This window comes from Providencia sp. PROV269, from assembly GCF_028477785.1.
GTDB lineage: Bacteria > Pseudomonadota > Gammaproteobacteria > Enterobacterales > Enterobacteriaceae > Providencia > Providencia rettgeri.
In genome coordinates this window covers 1-19,683 of sequence record NZ_JAMPLV010000016.1, presented here as the reverse complement: position 1 = coordinate 19,683, position 19,683 = coordinate 1, and the positions used below count along the sequence as shown (strand labels likewise).

20 protein-coding genes are annotated in these 19,683 nt (G+C 40.5%); 7 read left to right on the top strand and 13 right to left on the bottom strand.

Translation table 11 applies throughout. The features are described from left to right. Window positions 1-2: 2 nt before the first annotated feature. The 9 genes from atpH to asnC form a co-directional block, all read right to left on the bottom strand. Window positions 3-536: a F0F1 ATP synthase subunit delta gene (gene atpH, locus PR683_RS16265; protein ID WP_004906300.1), complete on the bottom strand. Its 534-nt coding sequence runs from the start codon at window positions 534-536 to the stop codon at window positions 3-5. Window positions 537-548: 12 nt separating this feature from the next. Further along, window positions 549-1,019, bottom strand: a complete 471-nt coding sequence (atpF, locus tag PR683_RS16260) for a F0F1 ATP synthase subunit B (RefSeq protein WP_004906301.1) — start codon at window positions 1,017-1,019, stop codon at window positions 549-551. 58 nt (window positions 1,020-1,077) lie between these two features. Further along, the gene (atpE, locus tag PR683_RS16255; RefSeq protein WP_004093904.1) at window positions 1,078-1,317 is read right to left on the bottom strand and encodes a F0F1 ATP synthase subunit C; all 240 of its coding nucleotides are present in this window, start codon (window positions 1,315-1,317) and stop codon (window positions 1,078-1,080) included. A gap of 48 nt (window positions 1,318-1,365) precedes the next feature. Then, the gene (gene atpB / locus PR683_RS16250; RefSeq protein ID WP_004906738.1) at window positions 1,366-2,184 is read right to left on the bottom strand and encodes a F0F1 ATP synthase subunit A; all 819 of its coding nucleotides are present in this window, start codon (window positions 2,182-2,184) and stop codon (window positions 1,366-1,368) included. A 33-nt stretch (window positions 2,185-2,217) separates the two neighbouring features. After that, a complete protein-coding gene (gene atpI, locus PR683_RS16245; protein ID WP_004906317.1) occupies window positions 2,218-2,595 on the bottom strand; it encodes a F0F1 ATP synthase subunit I in 378 nt (125 codons plus the stop codon). Between the two features lie 601 nt (window positions 2,596-3,196). Continuing rightward, complete coding sequence (rsmG, locus tag PR683_RS16240; protein WP_004906735.1) at window positions 3,197-3,817, bottom strand: 16S rRNA (guanine(527)-N(7))-methyltransferase RsmG; 621 nt, start codon at window positions 3,815-3,817, stop codon at window positions 3,197-3,199. 1 nt (window position 3,818) lies between these two features. After that, on the bottom strand, window positions 3,819-5,708 hold the full coding sequence (gene mnmG, locus PR683_RS16235) for a tRNA uridine-5-carboxymethylaminomethyl(34) synthesis enzyme MnmG (RefSeq protein WP_004906733.1): 1,890 nt from the start codon (window positions 5,706-5,708) through the stop codon (window positions 3,819-3,821). Window positions 5,709-6,085: 377 nt separating this feature from the next. Continuing rightward, window positions 6,086-6,526, bottom strand: a complete 441-nt coding sequence (mioC, locus tag PR683_RS16230; RefSeq protein ID WP_109912554.1) for an FMN-binding protein MioC — start codon at window positions 6,524-6,526, stop codon at window positions 6,086-6,088. Between the two features lie 91 nt (window positions 6,527-6,617). Next, window positions 6,618-7,079, bottom strand: a complete 462-nt coding sequence (asnC, locus tag PR683_RS16225) for a transcriptional regulator AsnC (protein WP_004906728.1) — start codon at window positions 7,077-7,079, stop codon at window positions 6,618-6,620. Between the two features lie 161 nt (window positions 7,080-7,240). Here asnC and asnA point away from each other — a divergent pair, with 161 nt between their 5' ends. Continuing rightward, window positions 7,241-8,233, top strand: a complete 993-nt coding sequence (gene asnA / locus PR683_RS16220; RefSeq protein WP_004906722.1) for an aspartate--ammonia ligase — start codon at window positions 7,241-7,243, stop codon at window positions 8,231-8,233. Here the strand turns inward: asnA and viaA are convergent, their stop codons facing one another. Together viaA and ravA are read right to left on the bottom strand one after the other, a co-directional pair. Next, a complete protein-coding gene (gene viaA / locus PR683_RS16215) occupies window positions 8,234-9,691 on the bottom strand; it encodes an ATPase RavA stimulator ViaA (RefSeq protein ID WP_213637110.1) in 1,458 nt (485 codons plus the stop codon). 2 nt (window positions 9,692-9,693) lie between these two features. Next, window positions 9,694-11,211, bottom strand: coding sequence for an ATPase RavA (gene ravA, locus PR683_RS16210; RefSeq protein WP_109912556.1), 1,518 nt, complete (start codon window positions 11,209-11,211; stop codon window positions 9,694-9,696). A gap of 282 nt (window positions 11,212-11,493) precedes the next feature. Between ravA and rbsD the strand changes: the two genes are divergently transcribed. The 6 genes from rbsD to rbsR all read left to right on the top strand — a co-directional run bounded on the left by rbsD (window position 11,494) and on the right by rbsR (window position 17,318). After that, the gene (gene rbsD / locus PR683_RS16205) at window positions 11,494-11,913 is read left to right on the top strand and encodes a D-ribose pyranase (protein ID WP_004906713.1); all 420 of its coding nucleotides are present in this window, start codon (window positions 11,494-11,496) and stop codon (window positions 11,911-11,913) included. A 7-nt stretch (window positions 11,914-11,920) separates the two neighbouring features. Beyond that, window positions 11,921-13,435, top strand: a complete 1,515-nt coding sequence (gene rbsA / locus PR683_RS16200) for a ribose ABC transporter ATP-binding protein RbsA (RefSeq protein ID WP_109912557.1) — start codon at window positions 11,921-11,923, stop codon at window positions 13,433-13,435. After that, on the top strand, window positions 13,432-14,394 hold the full coding sequence (gene rbsC / locus PR683_RS16195) for a ribose ABC transporter permease (RefSeq protein WP_004906340.1): 963 nt from the start codon (window positions 13,432-13,434) through the stop codon (window positions 14,392-14,394). The genes rbsA and rbsC overlap by 4 nt, the downstream gene beginning before the upstream one ends. An 18-nt stretch (window positions 14,395-14,412) precedes the next feature. After that, on the top strand, window positions 14,413-15,303 hold the full coding sequence (gene rbsB / locus PR683_RS16190) for a ribose ABC transporter substrate-binding protein RbsB (protein ID WP_004906703.1): 891 nt from the start codon (window positions 14,413-14,415) through the stop codon (window positions 15,301-15,303). Window positions 15,304-15,383: 80 nt separating this feature from the next. Further along, window positions 15,384-16,313 carry a ribokinase gene (gene rbsK, locus PR683_RS16185; RefSeq protein ID WP_272581897.1) on the top strand — a complete coding sequence of 310 codons (930 nt, stop codon included), beginning with the start codon at window positions 15,384-15,386 and terminating at the stop codon, window positions 16,311-16,313. Between the two features lie 3 nt (window positions 16,314-16,316). Beyond that, window positions 16,317-17,318: a ribose operon transcriptional repressor RbsR gene (rbsR, locus tag PR683_RS16180; RefSeq protein WP_369127911.1), complete on the top strand. Its 1,002-nt coding sequence runs from the start codon at window positions 16,317-16,319 to the stop codon at window positions 17,316-17,318. On the opposite strand, the gene mdtD is transcribed toward rbsR, so the two are convergent. Together mdtD and PR683_RS16170 are read right to left on the bottom strand one after the other, a co-directional pair. Further along, window positions 17,315-18,718 carry a multidrug transporter subunit MdtD gene (gene mdtD, locus PR683_RS16175; RefSeq protein ID WP_109912558.1) on the bottom strand — a complete coding sequence of 468 codons (1,404 nt, stop codon included), beginning with the start codon at window positions 18,716-18,718 and terminating at the stop codon, window positions 17,315-17,317. The genes rbsR and mdtD overlap by 4 nt on opposite strands. A gap of 47 nt (window positions 18,719-18,765) precedes the next feature. Then, window positions 18,766-19,464, bottom strand: coding sequence for a FadR/GntR family transcriptional regulator (locus PR683_RS16170; protein ID WP_272581896.1), 699 nt, complete (start codon window positions 19,462-19,464; stop codon window positions 18,766-18,768). Between the last annotated feature and the right edge of the window lie 219 nt (window positions 19,465-19,683).

Sequence of the window (19,683 nt, the reverse complement as noted above, 5' to 3'; positions counted from 1 at the left end):
CCTTAAGACTGCAAGACGTCAGTTAAACGCTCTAAGCGACCGCGGATACTCCCGTCAATAACGAGGTCTCCAGCACGAATGATCACTCCAGCAATAACAGACTTATCAATTTTGCAATTCAGCTTAACTTTGCGTGACAGACGTTTTTCCATCGCTGCAGAAATTTTAGCTGACTGCTGTTCACTCAGTTCGTTAGCAGAAATCACATCAACTTCAATGGTTGATTCCAGAGAATCGCGCAATTGGATAAACTGCGTCAACACTTCTGGCAGCGTCGTTAAACGCCCGTTATCTGCCATAACACGAATCAGATTCTGAACATGCTCGTCAATTTCATCTCCACAAACAGAGATAAACGTTTTAGCTAATGTTTCTGGTGCAATAGAACCAGAAAGCAGCTCCCCAACCTGTTCATTGCGCGTCACCTCAGCGGTGAAGGCTAGCATTTCCTGCCATTTAGCAACAGCTTGGTTTTCCACAGCAAAGTCAAAAGCTGCTTTGGCGTAGGGGCGAGCTACAGTAGCAATTTCAGACATGCCCCTCCCTCCTTACAGTTCAGCGACTAGTTTATCAACGATGTCGCTGTTAGCAGCTTCATCCACGGAACGTTCGATGATCTTCTCGGCACCTGCGATAGCAAGCATCGCAACCTGTTTACGTAACTCTTCACGTGCACGTTTACGCTCAGCATCAATTTCAGCTTGCGCTTGTGCGACGATTTTTGCACGTTCTGCTTCCGCTTCTGCTTTTGCTTCATCAATCATTTGAACGCGTTGTTTATTCGCTTGTTCAATGATGACTTGAGCTTCAGCTTTCGCTTTTTTCAGTCGGTCGGTTGCGTCGGTTTGCGCCAGTTCCAGGTTCTTTTTAGCACGTTCTGCGGAAGATAAACCGTCAGCAATTTCTTTCTGACGCTTTTCAATGGCCGCCATAATCGGTGGCCATACATACTTCATACAGAACCAAACAAACAGGACAAACGCGATAGCCTGGCCGAGGATTGTTGCATTTAGATTCACAGACAATACCTCATATTCATTAGTGAATTAATGTTCTTACAGTGTTCCGTAACGTTAATTAGGCAACAGCGAACATTACATACAAGCCCAGACCAACAGCAATCATCGGAATAGCATCGACCAGACCCATTACGATAAAGAACTGTGTACGCAGCAGAGGAATTAAATCTGGCTGACGAGCAGCACCTTCTAAAAATTTACCACCTAGGATGCCGATACCGATCGCAGCACCGATCGCCGCTAAGCCCATCATCACAGCGGCAGCCATGTACAGCAGATCCATACTCAGGTTTTCCATGACAGTCTCCAGTTTGTTTCAGTTAATACAATTATTGATAAAATTAAATTAGTGTTCTTCAGATGCCATCGACAGATAGACAACCGTCAGAACCATAAAAATAAAAGCTTGTAGCGTAATAATCAGTATGTGGAAGATAGCCCAAGGTAGGCTTAACAACCACTGTGACCACCACGGTAGCAGAGCCGCGATAAGAATAAAGATCAATTCACCTGCATACATGTTACCAAACAGTCGCAGACCGAGTGATACAGGTTTTGACAGCAGGCTTACCCCTTCAAGAATCAAGTTGACTGGAATGAAGACAGGATGGTTAAAAGGCTGCATTGTGAGCTCTTTTGTAAATCCGCCAATTCCTTTCATTTTGATGCTGTAGAAGAGGATTAGGATAAACACACCAATAGCCATCGATAATGTGACACTAACATCTGCGGTTGGCACTGCACGTAATGCAGGTAACCCGAGATAATGCTCAGCAATATACGGAAGGAAATCAATTGGGAGTAAATCCATTAGGTTCATTAAGAATACCCAGACGAACACCGTTAATGCTAAAGGAGCAATAACTTTGCTCTTGCCGTGATACATATCACGGACTGAGTTATCAACGAAACCAATGATCAGTTCTATTGCAGTCTGTAACTTACCGGGTACGCCACTAGTCGCATTAACTGCAACTCTTCTAAATAGCCACAGGAACAGAGCCCCGAGAACTACCGAGAAAAAAAGCGAGTCAATGTTCAACGTCCAAAATGTTGGACTAGCGTGGGGATCGACCAACTTAAAGGTACTCAGGTCCAACTGAAGGTTTCTCAGATGGTGGCCTATGTAATCCTCTGTAGTCATCACTTCTCCTGATGCAGACATGATGCCTCTTACCCTTTTGTAGTTTAAAAATACTTACCGTTTAAAAACGGCTGGTGCAACAATCTGAACAATTAGCACCGCTAAATAGGTCAAACCCAGTGGTGTTAATGACGCTTTGAACACACCGAAAGCAACAACTAAGACAGCGATAGTTGTAACAACCTTTAGCCCTGCTCCTAATGCTAAGAACCAGGCAATGCGGACAGGTTCATCCTCTCCTTTTGCTTTCTGAAATTGTGCTAGCAGCATAAATACGATATTTGGTAACCAGCATGCTAACCCACCAGCAAGAGCAGAGGCCCCCCATTCTATACTATTTGCACAGAAAGCCCCACTGAGGATCACTAAAGTTATAAACTGAACAGACAACTGCTTTGCAGCGTGTTTGTTGTCATAAAGGGATACAGACATAACTTTTTGTTTACTCCCAGCTCTTCTCAGCCTCAGAAACGCTAAGTGTTGTATAAAACTGCCTTTGCGTAAATGTGTCAAGAGACAAAAACGTGCAAATTATACGGGCAGGCGAAATGAATTCAATCAGTAAGTAGCGAAAAGGTGAATAAATATTTAATTTTTTCGAGTTGGCGCAGAATTGTCGCTGTAATAATTAATAAATAGTTAATGAATTGCTGCATATATTCACATTAATGTGATAAATATCACATTTAGCTTTATTCTCTTTATTTATTCTTTCAACTTTACTGACAACAAAAAATAGATTTAATCTGTAAATCAAACAATTAAAGAAGTAGATTTTTAAGTTAAATTTAAAAGTGATAAATCAAATATTTCACTATTAACTATTTATCTAGCTAAATCGATTAAGTCAAAATTGCCAATTTCCCTATATTTTTTCTTTCAACACCTTATTTTTGAAACTTATTCGTTATTTCTATGTAAATAACACGTGAAATATAAATATTTACTCTCTAGCTAAAAACAAGAATAGCCGGTGCTTTGTAACACACCGACTATCGCTCTAAAAGACAAAATATTTTGACAGAAAGCAACTTTATTTTATAGAAACTTTAACCAAATGCCGCTGTTCATCAAGTTCAGGCACTTCAAGCTCTGTGATAGATTCAATCACAAAACCTTCTGGTAGCGCCATTTCATCATCACGAATGACACCTTTAAGTGCATAAAAACGACCGCCAGATGAAGGTAAATGATGGCACCAACTCAGCATATCGTTCAGTGAAGCAAATGCGCGGCTAATCACCCCATCAAAACCATTTTCAATTGGGTACTCTTCAACACGCGATTGAACAGGTTCGATATTCGTTAGCCCTAGTTCATGTTGAACCTGTTTTAAAAAGCGTATCCGCTTCCCTAAGCTGTCCAATAAAACAAAATGGGAATCAGGCCGAACAATAGCTAAAGGAACGCCAGGTAAGCCTGGCCCCGTTCCTACATCAATAAATTTTGTTCCGTTGAGTTGACCGTTCACCACTATGCTGTCCATGATATGACGGATCAACATCTGTTGTGGGTCACGTACTGAAGTCAGGTTATAGGCTTTGTTCCATTTAGCTAATAACCCAACATAGTCAACTAACTGCTGTTTTTGCTTTTCCGTTAAGTCAATATCGGTTTTTGCTAACAATTGATTAAGTTTCGATAATAAATCCATGTTAAGCACTCCGGCGTAGCATGCCTTGTTTTTTCAGCCAAACAAGTAAGATAGAGATTGCTGCAGGCGTAATCCCTGAAATTCGTGATGCTTGACCAATAGATGTCGGTTTATGGTCGTTCAGTTTCGCCATCACTTCGTTCGACAACCCTTTTACTTGTTTGTAATCGAGGTCAACAGGCAACAAGGTATTTTCATTACGTAGTTGTCTTTCGATTTCTTCTTTTTGGCGAGCGATATAACCTTCGTATTTAACTTGGATTTCCACTTGATCCGCAGCTTGAGGATCGTCAATACCTGGGGCAAACAGGTTAAGCGAGGTTAGCATTTGATACGTCATTTCTGGACGACGCAGTAAATCTTCCCCATTTGCTTCTTTCGATAATGGAACGGTTAAAATTCCATCTATCTCAGTATGGTTATCTGATTTAGGATGAACCCAAATATCTTTTAAGCGTTGACGTTCTTTTTCAATCAGTTCAACTTTTTTATTAAAGTGAGCCCAACGTACGTCATCAACTAAGCCTAACTCTCGGCCTTTTTCAGTGAGTCGCAAATCGGCATTGTCTTCACGAAGCATCAAACGGTATTCCGCACGTGAAGTAAACATACGGTAAGGTTCTTTTGTCCCTAAAGTACAAAGGTCGTCAACGAGAACACCGATATAAGCTTGGTCACGACGAGGGAACCAACCGTCTAAACCAAAGGCATGTTGTGCAGCATTAAGGCCCGCTAATAGCCCTTGAGCTCCGGCTTCTTCATAACCTGTTGTGCCGTTAATTTGGCCAGCAAAGAATAAACCTTCAATAAATTTACTCTCAAGCGTTTGTTTTAGATCTCTAGGGTCAAAGAAATCATACTCGATAGCATAACCAGGACGAATGATCCGTGCATTTTCCATTCCTTTCATGGAATGAACAATTTGCATTTGAACATCAAATGGTAAGCTGGTGGATATCCCGTTAGGATAAATTTCATTGCTCGTTAAGCCTTCTGGCTCTAAAAAGATCTGATGTGAGTCTTTATCTGCAAAACGCATGACTTTATCTTCGATCGAAGGGCAATAACGTGGGCCGATCCCTTCAATAACCCCTGCATACATAGGGCTACGATCTAGGTTATTTCTGATCACATCATGGGTTTTTTCATTGGTATAGGTGATATGACAAGGCATCTGTTGTGGATGTTGATCTTGTGAACCTAAGAATGAAAAAACGGGCATTGGGTCATCACCTAGCTGTTGAGCTAACTGACTGAAATCAATAGTTCTTGCATCAATACGTGGTGGCGTTCCTGTTTTTAAACGATTAACACGTAAAGGCAATTCTCTCAAACGTTGAGAAAGTGAAATTGAAGGGGGATCCCCTGCACGACCGCCACTGTAATTTTCTAAACCAATATGAATTTTGCCATCAAGGAAAGTACCAACGGTTAATACCACGGCTTTGGCTTTAAATTTTAAGCCCATACGGGTAATTGCCCCTGTAACTCGATTGTTTTCAACAAGCAAGTCTTCTACGGGTTGTTGGAAAATCATTAAATTAGGCTGATTTTCTAAAGCCATTCTGACAGCTTGGCGATACAGAACACGGTCAGCTTGCGCTCGGGTTGCACGAACAGCTGGCCCTTTGCTGGCATTTAATGTTCTAAATTGAATACCCGCTTTGTCTGTAGCGATGGCCATTAGACCACCTAGGGCATCAATTTCTCTAACCAGATGTCCCTTACCGATCCCACCGATGGCTGGGTTGCAAGACATCTGGCCCAATGTATCAATATTGTGAGTCAGTAATAGGGTTTGACGCCCCATACGTGCAGCTGCCATTGCTGCTTCAGTACCGGCATGACCACCACCAATTACGATGACGTCAAATTGCTCTGGATAAAACATGTGTGGACCTTAAACGTTAGAAAATGCGGATTGTGCATTTGAGGAGAGAATTCTACTCAAGTTTGAGGAAGAGACCAAGCTTTAGGTTTCCCCCTTATATAATATAAAGATCTTTTTATTTAAAGATCTCTTTATTAGATCTTTTATTAGGATCACCGGTTTCTGTGGATAAGTGGATTTTCACTTTAAAGATCATAAAACTGTAAAGGATCATATACTGTGAATGATCCGTGATCCATTTGCGTATAAGCTGGGATCAAAATGGGTACTTATACACAGGCCTTGGGAGCCTAAAAACTTATACTCTGGATAACTACGGGTTAATACCGGGATCTTCCCTGAGTTATCCACAGTTGATTGCTGGTTTTTTAATCAGATTAGAGTTCGTTTGCCCAAATTTTAACCCATTCTCCTGCGGGATCTTCCGGTATTTCGTGTTGTTGGACATCAATTTCCAAACATTCACCGATCCTTTTAGCCCCTTGCTTGATTAATAACGCATCTATTTTGTGGATAGCACCACAGAAAGTGTCATATTCAGAGCTACCGATCCCAACAGAGCCAAATTGGACTTCGCTTAGATCAGGAGCGCTTTCTTCTATTGAATCAAAAAGAGGTTGAATATTTTCAGGCAGATCACCTGCACCATGTGTTGAGCTCACCACCAGCCATATGCCTTCAAGTGTTAAGTCATCAAGCTCTGGGCCATGTTGAATTTCAGTTTCATGACCGAGTTCTTCTAAAATCTCAGCCATGTGCTCGGCAACATACTCCGCACTGCCCATTGTACTGCCACTTATTAAGGTTACTTTTGTCATGGTGATTCTCTTTCACAATAATAGGGCGCTATTGTACGCTGTGAATGAGCTGGGATCTACCTGTGGATAATGTGGTTATATCATTTTTTTTCTACGGGTTGATTGTTCGTAAGATCGGGTTTTGTAAGGAGATCAGTGTTTCTGTGGATTGTATCTCATCAATGGTCTGAATTTTGTTGATAAGTACGTCTTGTAAAGAATCGATAGAACGGCACATGACTTTAATAAAAATGCTGTATTGCCCTGTTGTGTAGTACACCTCGACAACTTCTTCTAAGGCATCTAATTTTTTTAGTGCGGTTGGGTAATCTTTTGCACTTTTTAAAATAATGCCAATAAAGCAACAAACATCGAACCCTAATTGTTTTGGGTTTATATCAATACGTGTGCCTTTAATAATTCCTGCTTGCTTCATTTTTTCGACTCGGACATGAATTGTTCCGGGGCTAACTGCGAATTTTTTTGCTAATTCAGCATACGGTATGCGCGCATTTCCCATTAATTCGTGAAGTATGTCACGATCGAGATTATCGATTTGATAATTTTCCGGCATTATTTCACCTCTATTTTAACGATTCTTCATTTTTATACCTGTTTTTTTATTTAAAATAAACAGTAAAGGCTTTTTTTAATGATGGATATTGAATTTATACCTCATTTTGTTGCTTAATCTATACATCAGCTAACACAGCTAACAAATTATGGGAATAAATTATGGACAAGTCATTTATCGAACATCAGCAACAAATTAGTTTTGTGAAATCGTATTTCTCACGTTTACTTGAAAAAGAATTAGGGTTAATTGAAGTTCAAGGACCAATCCTAAGCCGTTTAGGGGATGGTACTCAAGACAACTTATCGGGCAGTGAAAAAGCCGTTCAAGTAAAAGTGAAATCAATTCCAGGTGCAACCTTTGAAGTGGTTCATTCTTTGGCTAAATGGAAACGTAAAACATTAGGACGTTTCGGTTTTAGTAAAGGCCAAGGTCTATACACGCATATGAAAGCGTTGCGTCCGGACGAGGATCGCTTAACCCCAATCCACTCCGTCTATGTTGATCAGTGGGATTGGGAAAAAGTGATGGCAGATGAGGAACGTACACTTCCTTATCTGAAGCAGACAGTGGGTAAAATCTATAAGGCAATAAAAGAAACAGAAGCTGCCGTAAGTAAAGAGTTTGGGTTGGCACCGTTCCTGCCAGACCAAATCCACTTTATTCACAGTGAAGAATTGTTACAGCGCTATCCTGATTTAGATGCGAAAGGGCGTGAACGCGCAATCGCGAAAGAATTAGGTGCAGTATTCTTAATTGGTATCGGTGGTAAGCTATCTAGTGGTGAATCACATGATGTTCGTGCGCCAGACTACGACGATTGGACAACAAAAAATGAAGACGGTTTTTGTGGTTTGAACGGCGACATCATTGTGTGGAACCCTGTTTTACAGGACGCATTTGAGCTTTCTTCAATGGGAATTCGCGTAAGTCCTGAGTGTTTGACCCGTCAATTAAAGTTAACTGACGATGAAAAACGTATGGAATTAGAGTGGCACCAAGCATTAGTGAAAGGTGAAATGCCGCAAACTATCGGTGGTGGTATTGGCCAATCACGCTTAGTTATGCTACTTCTCCAACGCCAACACATTGGCCAAGTGCAATGTGGTGTATGGGGTGCTGAAATGCAAGAATCCGTTGAAGGTATGCTGTAATTAGCGACTAAATCGGCGTAACAACCTGCTTTTTAACCCAGTATCAAAACGCCAAATATGGTCAAAGATTTTCATGATGCTGGGTTTCCCATAATTTGATACAGATACCGCATGGAAGCGGTATTTACCTTTCTTCTGCATGGCTTTTATTTTTTGAATCAACTCATCAGGTAAACGCTGAGCAACAAAATCAGAAATCACTACGGCATCTGCATCTATCCACTGCTTTGATTCCAATTTTACTGCTGTTTCTTGCAAACAAGCCGCAAGATCAGTCCCACCTTTAAATGTTTGATGTAAAAATCGAATACATTGCTCTAGGCCATCAATAGAAAGTAAATCGTAATGCACAATTTCTGTGGAAAATAACATCACATGACATGAGCGGTTATCCGCCAGCGCAATTTTCATTAATGCGAGGCAAAAAGCCTTTGCACAGCGTTCATTTAAACCGCCCATCGAACCGGAAGTATCAATACATACAACAAATGGACCTCTCGGTTGTTCTTCATCATGGTGATGTGTTATTGGGCGAAGAACTTTCCTTTCTTGCCAGCTATCTCCTTGTAATCGATAAGTTAGAAGCTGTTTTTCAAGTAATTTTCGATAGAACTCAAATTCAATATCTTCAAGACCTAACATAGCGAGTTCTGCAGGTAATAACCGTAAAATATCGTCACTTTGATTTAAGCCATTAACTTGCTCAGGAACAGTTTCAGGCACTTTTTCCATGATAGTCATCGGTTCTAGCACCACGCTATCATCAGGGATTGCTTGTGCAGTTTGGCTACGGCCTAATAATTGTGCTATTTTTTCTAATTCAGGCTGCTGACGTAAAAATTCACTGTATCGGCTTAATAATTGGTCATTATAAGCGGAAGTCATGTTCACACCTTTGGTTAAATCCCACAACCGGCCTGCAGCACGTTCATTTTCACCTAAGATATCCTCTAAATTGCCACTTAGTGCTAATCGGCGCTGTAGTTCCGCCAGCAATTGTTCTTTTTCTTGTTCTAACATTTCTTTATGTAGAGTCGTCACTTGTAAAATTAAACTGACTCGCCATTTTTGTACAAACAGTGATTGCCTTGCACTGCGATTTTCTATTTTCCCGCTCTGTAACTGATGTGCTTCACGGTAAAAAGGAGAATCCAGTTGGTGAAGTTTTGCTATGACACTTGGTAATTGGATAAAAAAGGCATCTGTCGATATGCCAAGAGATTGACGATAAAGTTCAAACTCTTCTGAAAGTTGAGCAGGAACAAGCGCATCTTGCATACGCTGTTTGAGATCTTTTTTCCAACCGGATAAATCTTTTAGTAACGCTTTTTTTAATCTAGGGTGTTTTTCAAAAAAGACCGCCAATTGAGGGGTTGCTAACAAAGAGATAATTATCTCCTCGATTAATTGACCTTCATTAACCGAAAGCAGCATTTCTAGTGTGGCTAAACTTATCATCGTTATTCAGCCACTTTACCCGTGATTTGGTTACGTAATTGGTTTAGTTTCTCTGTGAGTTTCATGAAGCTTTGTTCAATATCTGCAAGCCAGTGTGATTCAATAAATAAGTTGGGCTGTTGTTTTTCAAACTGATAGCGTGCGGCTTGAATTTCTCCTTGAATTTTATCTAGCTTGTCTAGCCATTCTTGATTATTTGTATTTGGCGTGAGTGATGAGGCTTTATCTTGAATATATAAAGTAGATGATTGATGACTTATATCTAATAACTGTATCTGGTTTAAATTATTCACCTCAGCGGCAATGTCTTGTGCAAAACCAATCCCATTTAGGTGAGCGGATAGTGTCGTTCCTTTATTTAAAAACGTTATCAGGGATTTTTTATCAGTAGTTACAAAAGTCACTTTCATATTATGTAGTTGCAGTGGACGATGTAAAAATAGGGTAATTCGACCATCACTGATATTTTCGGGCAATACATATGACGCTTTACGAGCAAACATCGCATTGTTTTTATTGACTTTAAATGCATCTTGGTTGTTTTGGTCTTGGGTCGATGACATCCATTGCTGATAAGTCTGCTCTATTTCTCGAGTCAACTTTCGCTGCTGCCAGCCATCTTCTTGTAATAATGACTGTAATAGTTGTGGTAACGCATTCATAGATTGCATGTCATGCCAGAGGCAATCTTTTAATAACACAAGATCTAGAGGAGATACACTATTACGACCATTAAAGAAAGCACTTGCTTGTAATAAATAAACCGCTTTCTTCCAGCGCCTATCTGAAACATAAACCCGTTTGTCTGTTGCATCTAGTTGCTGACGTAATTGGTAAATTAATTCAAAACAGTGATCGGGTAGCGTAATTTTGGGTATTTCTTGTTGCCACTGTTGGTATTCTTCATCGCTGATTTTTAAATGTTCCGGCATTTGAGATTCATTCAGTGATGATTTTCCTGTTAATAGTGCGCGAAAATTTTGTTTTTCTTGCACTTTATCCAGCCAAATACGTACTAGCATTCTGTCGAATAGCGCTTCAAGGCTATTATCTGCATCAGGCAATTCATTGGATGCCGTTACTAATAACCGCATCGGGATAGATTTTTCTTCATCACCATTACGGAACTTGCGCTCATTTACCGCGGTTAATAAAGTATTTAAGATGGCAGGGCCTGCTTTCCATATCTCATCAAGGAATACGACTTCAGCGTCAGGTAAATAACCTTTAGTTAAACGTTCATATCGCCCTTCATCTTTTAACGCTTGTATTGAAAGAGGGCCAAAGATTTCTTCGGGTGTTGAAAATCGTGTCATTAAGTACTCAAAAGCATTCGCATGACGAAAAGCATATTTCATTCTTCGTGCAATTAAGCTTTTGGCAATACCCGGAGGGCCTAATAGAAATACGCTTTCGCCGCTTAATGTGGCTAATAAGCACAAACGAATAGCCTGCTGGCGTTCATATAAACCGCTTTCAAGGTAATTGCTTAGTTGGGCAATTCGTTCAGCAAGCTGCATTATTCATTCCTTTTATTAATAGAGGTGTTGATATCAAAACTATCAATTTCTTTTATTACATACTGCGACCTATTTTTCCATTTTTCTTTGACATGCCCCAATAAATAAGAAAAAACGATTCAGCTACAAGTGATTCAATAAGTTATTGTTTTTAAGTATTTCTAATGCGAACGAAACGTTTCGATATTGATCACAAATATCAACCATCAATATTGAGTTGTGACTTATCTTTACTATGATTACATGAGCGAAACGTTTCGCTTACTAGAATGGCGGTGAAAAATGAAAAAGGGTGTTTTACTTAATGCCAACGTTACCTCTGTAATTGCCAAGTTAGGTCATACGGACCAAATAACGCTTGCTGATGCAGGTTTGCCTATTTCTCAAGGAACGGAGCGTATTGATTTAGCCATTACTCAAGGCTTACCCGATTTCATGTCAGTTTTAAGTGTCATTACTCAAGAGATGCAAGTCGAAAAAGCCATTCTAGCTGAGGAAATCAGTACCATTAACCCACAAATGGAAGACGCTATTTTAGCTCACTTACAACAGTTAGAAGTCACCCAAAATAATACGATTGAAATTATTTATTGCAGCCATGAACGTTTTAAACAGCTGACTCATGACAGTAAAGCGGTGATCCGTACCGGAGAATGTTCACCGTTCGCTAACATTATTCTTTGTTCTGGTGTGACTTTCTGAGGTGATTATGCAACCTTTATTAGAACTTATCGGGATCGATAAATCATTTCCAGGGGTAAAGGCCCTCAGTGGTGCGACATTAAATGTCTACCCAGGAAAAGTCATGGCGCTGGTGGGGGAAAATGGGGCTGGCAAATCAACCATGATGAAAGTGCTGACGGGTATTTATAAAAAAGATGCTGGTCAAATCCGCTATTTAGGTAAAGAAGTCGCATTCAATGGCCCTAAAAGCTCCCAAGAAGCAGGAATAGGGATTATCCACCAAGAACTTAATTTAATACCTGAATTAACCATCGCAGAGAATATTTTTCTTGGTCGAGAGTATGTTAATGCGTTTGGCAAAATTGACTGGAAAAAAATGTTCAGTGAGTCTGACAAACTGCTTAAACGGCTTAACCTTGATTATGATAGCCATCAAACTATTGCGGAGCTTTCTATCGGCGAACAACAAATGGTGGAAATCGCTAAAGTCCTGAGCTTTCAATCACAAGTCATTATTATGGATGAACCCACAGATGCGCTAACCGACACAGAAACAGAATCCTTATTTAGAGTTATCGAAGACTTAAAAGCTCAAGGCTGCGGTATTGTTTATATTTCCCATCGTTTAAAAGAAATTTTTGAAATTTGCGACGATGTAACGGTGTTTCGCGATGGCCAGTTTATTGGTGAGAAACCCGTGAGTGAATTAGAAGAAGAAAAACTCATTGAAATGATGGTTGGTCGTAAACTTGAAGACCAGTATCCAAGAGTTGAGGTAGAAACCGGAAATATTAGGCTGCAACTTGAAGGCGTATCTGGGCCTGGTGTAACAAATGCCAACTTTACCCTGAGGAGCGGGGAAATTTTAGGTGTATCGGGTTTGATGGGCGCGGGGCGTACAGAGTTGATGAAAATCATCTACGGCGCGGCGACAAAAAAATCGGGCACGATAAAACTGGAAGGCAAACTCGTAACACTGAAAACACCACAAGACGGGCTGAATAATGGCATTGTTTATATTTCAGAAGACCGTAAACGTGATGGATTAGTATTAGGTATGTCAGTGAAAGAAAATATGTCATTGACAGCATTACGTTATTTCAGTCGTGCGGGAGGAAGCCTTAAGCATGGGGAAGAACAGCAAACCGTTAGCGATTTCATTCGGTTATTCAATATTAAAACCCCGTCAATGGACCAAATAATTGGCAATCTTTCAGGTGGTAATCAGCAAAAAGTGGCCATTGCGCGCGGCTTGATGACAAGACCAAAAGTACTGATCCTTGATGAACCAACTCGCGGTGTAGACGTTGGTGCTAAAAAAGAAATCTATCAATTAATTAACCAATTTAAAAAAGAAGGGCTGAGTATCATTTTAGTTTCTTCAGAAATGCCTGAAGTAATAGGAATGAGTGACCGCATTTTGGTGATGCACGAAGGTCATATCAGTGGTGAATTTTCAGCCAAAGACGCGACGCAGGAAGCCTTAATGGCAGCCGCCGTGGGTAAAAATTATGGCTCAGTTCAGGAGTTATCAGTATGAGTTCAACTACCGCATCATCAAAACGTTGGTTCAGCAAAGCATGGCTGATGGAGCAAAAATCATTAATCGCACTATTAGTTTTGATTGCCATCGTATCAACATTAAGCCCGAATTTTTTTACGGTTAATAACCTATTCAATATCCTACAACAAACCTCCGTTAATGCCATTATGGCCGTTGGAATGACATTAGTTATCTTAACGTCTGGAATTGACCTCTCTGTTGGGTCCTTATTAGCCTTAACGGGAGCAGTTGCAGCCTCAATGGTCGGGGCTGAAGTTAACGCATTAGTGGCTGTTGCGGGAGCACTAGCACTCGGTGCCGCTATCGGTGCATGTACAGGAGTGATTGTTGCAAAAGGAAAAGTCCAAGCTTTCATTGCGACTTTAGTCATGATGCTACTGCTGCGCGGTGTGACACGAGTTTACACAGACGGCAGCCCTATCAATACAGGATTTAGTGATAACGCAGACTTATTTGGTTGGTTTGGTATTGGCCGCCCATTTGGTATTCCTACCCCAGTCTGGTTAATGATCATCGTTTTTGCTGCGGCATGGTATATGTTGCACCATACTCGCCTTGGTCGTTACATCTACGCACTTGGTGGGAATGAAGCGGCTACCCGTCTTTCTGGTATTAATGTCGATCGCATTAAAATAGTGGTTTATGCCTTATGTGGACTGCTAGCGGCATTGGCGAGTGTCATTGAAGTTGCACGTTTATCATCAGCTCAGCCAATGGCAGGTAATGGGTATGAACTTGATGCTATCGCTGCGGTTGTACTTGGTGGTACCAGCCTTGCTGGTGGTAAGGGGCGTATCGTCGGAACATTGATTGGTGCGCTTATCCTTGGTTTCTTAAACAATGGATTAAACTTATTAGGTATTTCGTCAAACTACCAGATGATTGTTAAAGCTGTCGTCATCTTACTTGCTGTACTTGTTGATAATAAAAAGTAACCCTACAGGAAAATTATTATGAAACTGAACAAACTAGCAACGTTATTATCTGCAGTTGCACTGAGTGCAACGGTTAGTGTGAATGCGATGGCGAAAGATAGCATTGCACTCGTAATTTCTACATTGAATAACCCATTCTTTGTGACGATGAAAGACAGCGCACAAAAAGAAGCGGATAAACTCGGTTATGAGCTGATTGTTTTAGATTCTCAAGACAACCCAGCCAAAGAGTTAGCAAACGTACAAGATTTAACCGTTCGCGGTACAAAATTAATGTTAATTAACCCAACAGATTCAGATGCAGTGGGTAACTCAATATTAATGGCGAATAAAGCGAATATACCTGTAATTACTTTAGATAGAGCGGCTAACAAAGGTGAAGTTGTCAGCCATGTAGCATCTGATAACCGCATGGGCGGGAAGATGGCCGCTGACTACATTGCACAAAAAACAGGCAGTGAGGCTAAAGTTATTCAATTAGAAGGCATTTCAGGCACATCAGCCGCACGTGAGCGCGGTGAAGGTTTTAACACCGGTGCGAAAGAGCACAAATTCAATTTACTGGCGAGCCAACCGGCTGATTTCGATAGAACAAAAGGCTTGAACGTAATGCAAAACTTGTTAACGGCACATCCAGCTGTTCAAGCTGTATTTGCACAAAACGATGAAATGGCATTAGGGGCGTTAAGAGCTCTGCAAACCGCAGGCCGTACCGATGTTCTGGTTGTCGGTTTTGATGGAACAAATGATGGTATCAAAGCCGTTGAAGGCGGAAAATTAGGTGCAACGATTGCACAGCGCCCAGACCAAATTGGGATTGTTGGTGTTCAGATTGCAGATAAAGTCTTAAAAGGTGAAAAAGTGGCTCCAACGGTTCCGGTTGAATTAGAATTAGTGGTAAAACAATAAGATAAAAACCGCCGCGGCATACTGCGGCGGTTTATTTTAGTTTGCAATTCATTGGGTCATCAAAAAAGGAAATAAACGTTATGGGTACAGCAAAGCTGGTGGTTCTCGGTAGTATCAATGCTGATCATATATTAAATGTTAAGCATTTCCCTCAACCGGGTGAAACAGTTAGAGGTGATCATTACCAAGTTGCGTTTGGTGGAAAAGGCGCTAACCAAGCTGTTGCTGCTGGTCGCAGTGGTGCTGACATAACATTTATTGCCTGTGTTGGTGATGATGATATTGGGGTGAGTATAAAAAAACAGTTATCTCTCGATAACATTAAAACCGAATGTATTGATGCCATTGAAGGTGAAACGACAGGTGTCGCCCTCATTTATGTGAATCAACAAGGGGAAAATACGATTGGTATCAATGCAGGTGCAAATGCGCAACTTACTAAGGAAAGGTTAGGACATTATCAGCAAAAAATTGTGGAAGCGGATGCGGTATTGATGCAACTGGAATCTCCCATTGAAACAGTACAAATGGCTGCTGAAATAGCGAAGAAAAACAATACAAAAGTCATTTTGAACCCTGCACCCGCTCAATCTTTACCTGATTCATTATTATCATTAGTGGATATCATCACACCAAATGAAACAGAAGCTGAACATTTAACAGGTATTGCGGTTAATGATAATCAAGGTGCTCAGGATGCGGCTGAAGTCTTACATCAAAAAGGTATCAGTAAAGTGATGATAACACTCGGTTCTCGAGGCGTTTGGTATAGTGAAAAAGGTGCAGAAGGTAAAATAATTTCTGCATTTCGCGTAAAAGCAGTGGATACTATTGCCGCAGGTGATACATTCAATGGGGCTTACGTTACTGCACTGCTGGAAGGTAAGGCTGACGAAGAAGCGATTATTTTTGCCCATGCGGCAGCAGCGATAGCTGTGACTCGCCCTGGAGCTCAACCCTCTGTTCCATGGCGTAAAGAAATTGACCAGTTTTTGACTCAACAGGATTAACTTGTGGCAACAATGAAAGATGTGGCACGCCTTGCGGGGGTGTCGACATCCACCGTCTCTCACGTTATTAATCAAAATCGCTATGTCAGCGAGAGCATTACTGTACGCGTTAAAAATGCGATTGAAGAGTTAAACTATGCCCCCTCTGCGCTGGCACGTAGTTTAAAAATGAATCGCACGAATACGATTGGGATGTTACTGACAACAAGTAATAACCCATTCTACGCTGAGGTAGTGCGGGGTGTAGAACGTAGTTGCTACGAACGCGGTTATAGTTTGATTTTGTGCAACACTGAGGGCGACCTTCAGCGAATGAATCATAGCTTAGAAACATTGCTACAAAAGCGTGTTGATGGGTTACTGATTATGTGCACAGAAGTACAGGGGCCATCAAAACATGTTTTGGCTCGTTACCCCGCTGTGCCAACGGTTATGATGGACTGGTCTCCATTCGAGTCAGACGGAGACATTATTCAAGATAACTCTTTTCTTGGTGGGGAAATAGCCACTCGTTACCTTATTAAAGCAGGTTTCACTCGTATTGCATGTATTGCAGGGCCACAAGATAAATCACCAGCAAGAGCACGTCATCAAGGTTTTATTCAAGCCATGACTGATGGCGGCATTAATATTTATGATGATTATATCATTTTCAGTGATTTTGAATTTGCTGGTGGGTTTGAGTCCATGAATAAACTGCTCAGTTTACCTACCCCTCCCGAGGCTATTTTTGCAGGTAATGATGCGATGGCGGTGGGTGCTTATCAAGCTATATACCAAAAGGGCTTGAAAGTGCCTGATGATATTTCAATCATTGGTTATGATGATATCGATCTTTCGCCTTATATGATCCCACCACTTACAACAATTCATCAGCCAAAAGATAAGTTAGGCCAACAGGCTGTTGACCAACTTATTTATCGTATGGATAACCCAGAGGCAAAGGCGAGCATTTTGGTTCTTACCCCTGAGCTAATTGAGCGCCAATCGGTTAAAAAATATTAATTCTTCGCTTTTTTGGTTTTATTTTTTATTAAATTATCACCGTCTGTCTTACTTAATAATAAGAAGACAAAAGCTGAGATAAGCGTAATGACACCAACGGTAATAAAAGTATAGTGAAAATTATCGACCGTATTGCTATTAGGCTGTCCACCATAGAAGTTTAAGATTGCGGCACTGACTGCAATACCGAAGCTTATCGAGAGTTGCTGAGTCACCGCTAACATACTATTTCCCGCACTTGCATTATTGTCTGTTAAATCAGCCAAGCAAATAGTATTCATTGCGGTAAACTGTATTGACATCACCATTCCTAAAATGAATAAAGGTGCAATTAACAGGTAAATCGACATACTTGGTGATTGCAAGGAAAACTGGGCGATCATTAATCCAATAATTATGGTGATAACAAATAATGTATTACGGTAGCCGTATTTAGTCAGGATCCGAGTAACCCCAGATTTAGCAGTGATTGAACCTATTGCTAGTGGCGCCATCATCATTCCTGCCACAACGGCTTCGTAACCAAAACCCACTTGCAACATTAATGGCATTAAAAAAGGAATGCTGCCTGTTCCCAAGCGTGTTGCGATATTACCACTGATCCCAATAGAAAAAGTGCGCGTTTTAAATAGATTCAGTGGAATTATTGCATGCTTAACTCGCCTTGCGTGAAGAACATAAATAAATAAGAAGAGAAAACCCACTAAGACAATAATTGCAGGAACAGAGGTAGGAAGCGATTTATCACCAAATAAGTCTAAGCTGACAGATAGCATGACTAAGCCAAAGCCAAACAATAAGAACCCAAGCGTATCAAATTTACGTTTTGGCATTTTAAAGTCTGGCATATGTTTTAAGGCATAAAAAATACCTAAAACACCTATAGGAATATTAATAATAAATATCCAATGCCAAGTTGCATAGGTGACTAAGATACCACCTAACAGAGGCCCCAATATTGGGCCAACTAAACCTGGAATAGTGACAAAATTTAATATGGGTAGTAACTCACTTCGAGGGTAAGCCCTTATTAAGGCTAAACGGGCGACTGGCATCATCATTGCCCCACCAATACCCTGAATAACTCTAGAGGTTACTAAGAAATTTAAGGATGGCGAAAGGGCACAAAGTAATGAACCAAGAGAAAATAAGGAAACTGCTAAAATAAATATACGCCTTGTACCAAATCTATCAGCAAACCAGCCGCTTACAGGAATTAATAGCGCAACAGTAAGCGTATAGCTGACTACAGCTGATTGCATTGCAAGCGGCGAGTGATCAAGGCTTCTTGCAATATCGGGTAAAGCCGTATTCAAAATGGTGGCATCGAGCGCTTGCATGAAAAAGGCCATTGCCGCAATCCATGGAAGGCCAGACATATTTTTCGCTGTTTTGAACATCAGTTACCTATACAAATAAATTAAAGCTTCAATGGGATATTGTGTTGTTAGTCTTGTTTTTGGGTAATTGTTAGTAAGTTATAGCAAAGGTCGAGTGCTATTGTACTTTTACCATGAATAATTGCATTGGCAAGTTGTTGATGAATTTCGACCTCTATAACCTCATTATTAGTAATGACATCAAAGTAACGCTGATAAATAGAACGGAATAAATTAGCAAAAGAAATAAGAAAAGGATTGGCACAAGCTTTGTAAATAGTTAAATGGAAATGATAATCAACTTTTACCCAATGCTCTCTGTCAAATTCTTTGGCGAGTAGCTGCATTTCACTAGATAATAGTTGTAATGATTGTTTTTGCTCTTTTGTTGCATGTATCGCTGCAAGATAACAAGCCTGAGGTTCTATTGCGAGTCGAACCATTTTAAAGTGCTTCATTACAACAGATTGCTCTTCACTATTAGACCACCACGTTAAGAGATCTTGGTCTAAAAAATTCCAATTTGAAGGAGACATAACACGGGTGCCTATTTTGGGGCTTGCTAATACCATACCTTTTGCTGCTAATATTTTTATAGCTTCTCTTATAGCTGTTCGACTTGCTTGGAATTGTTCTGATAATTCTAATTCGCTAGGTAAAATGGAATCCGGTAAATAGGTGCTGGTTAAAATCAACTGGCCAAGATTTTCTGCAATAATATAAGAGCGATTTTTTTGTGAGGCTGTTTGTTGCTTATTTAATTCCATAATTCATCTCAAAGCATAATTCTTAGATACATATATTACGTGAGTAGATGTACAATTGCTGCTGAAATAGTCAATGCACAGACCAAATTTAACTTATAAATACCTTTTTGGCTAAAAAAAACACGAACAAAATAAAAACGTAAAAAAACACTTGCGAGAATTTTTCGACTCCCTATAATGCGCATCCGTTGTCACGACAAACCGGTTCGAAGAAAACTT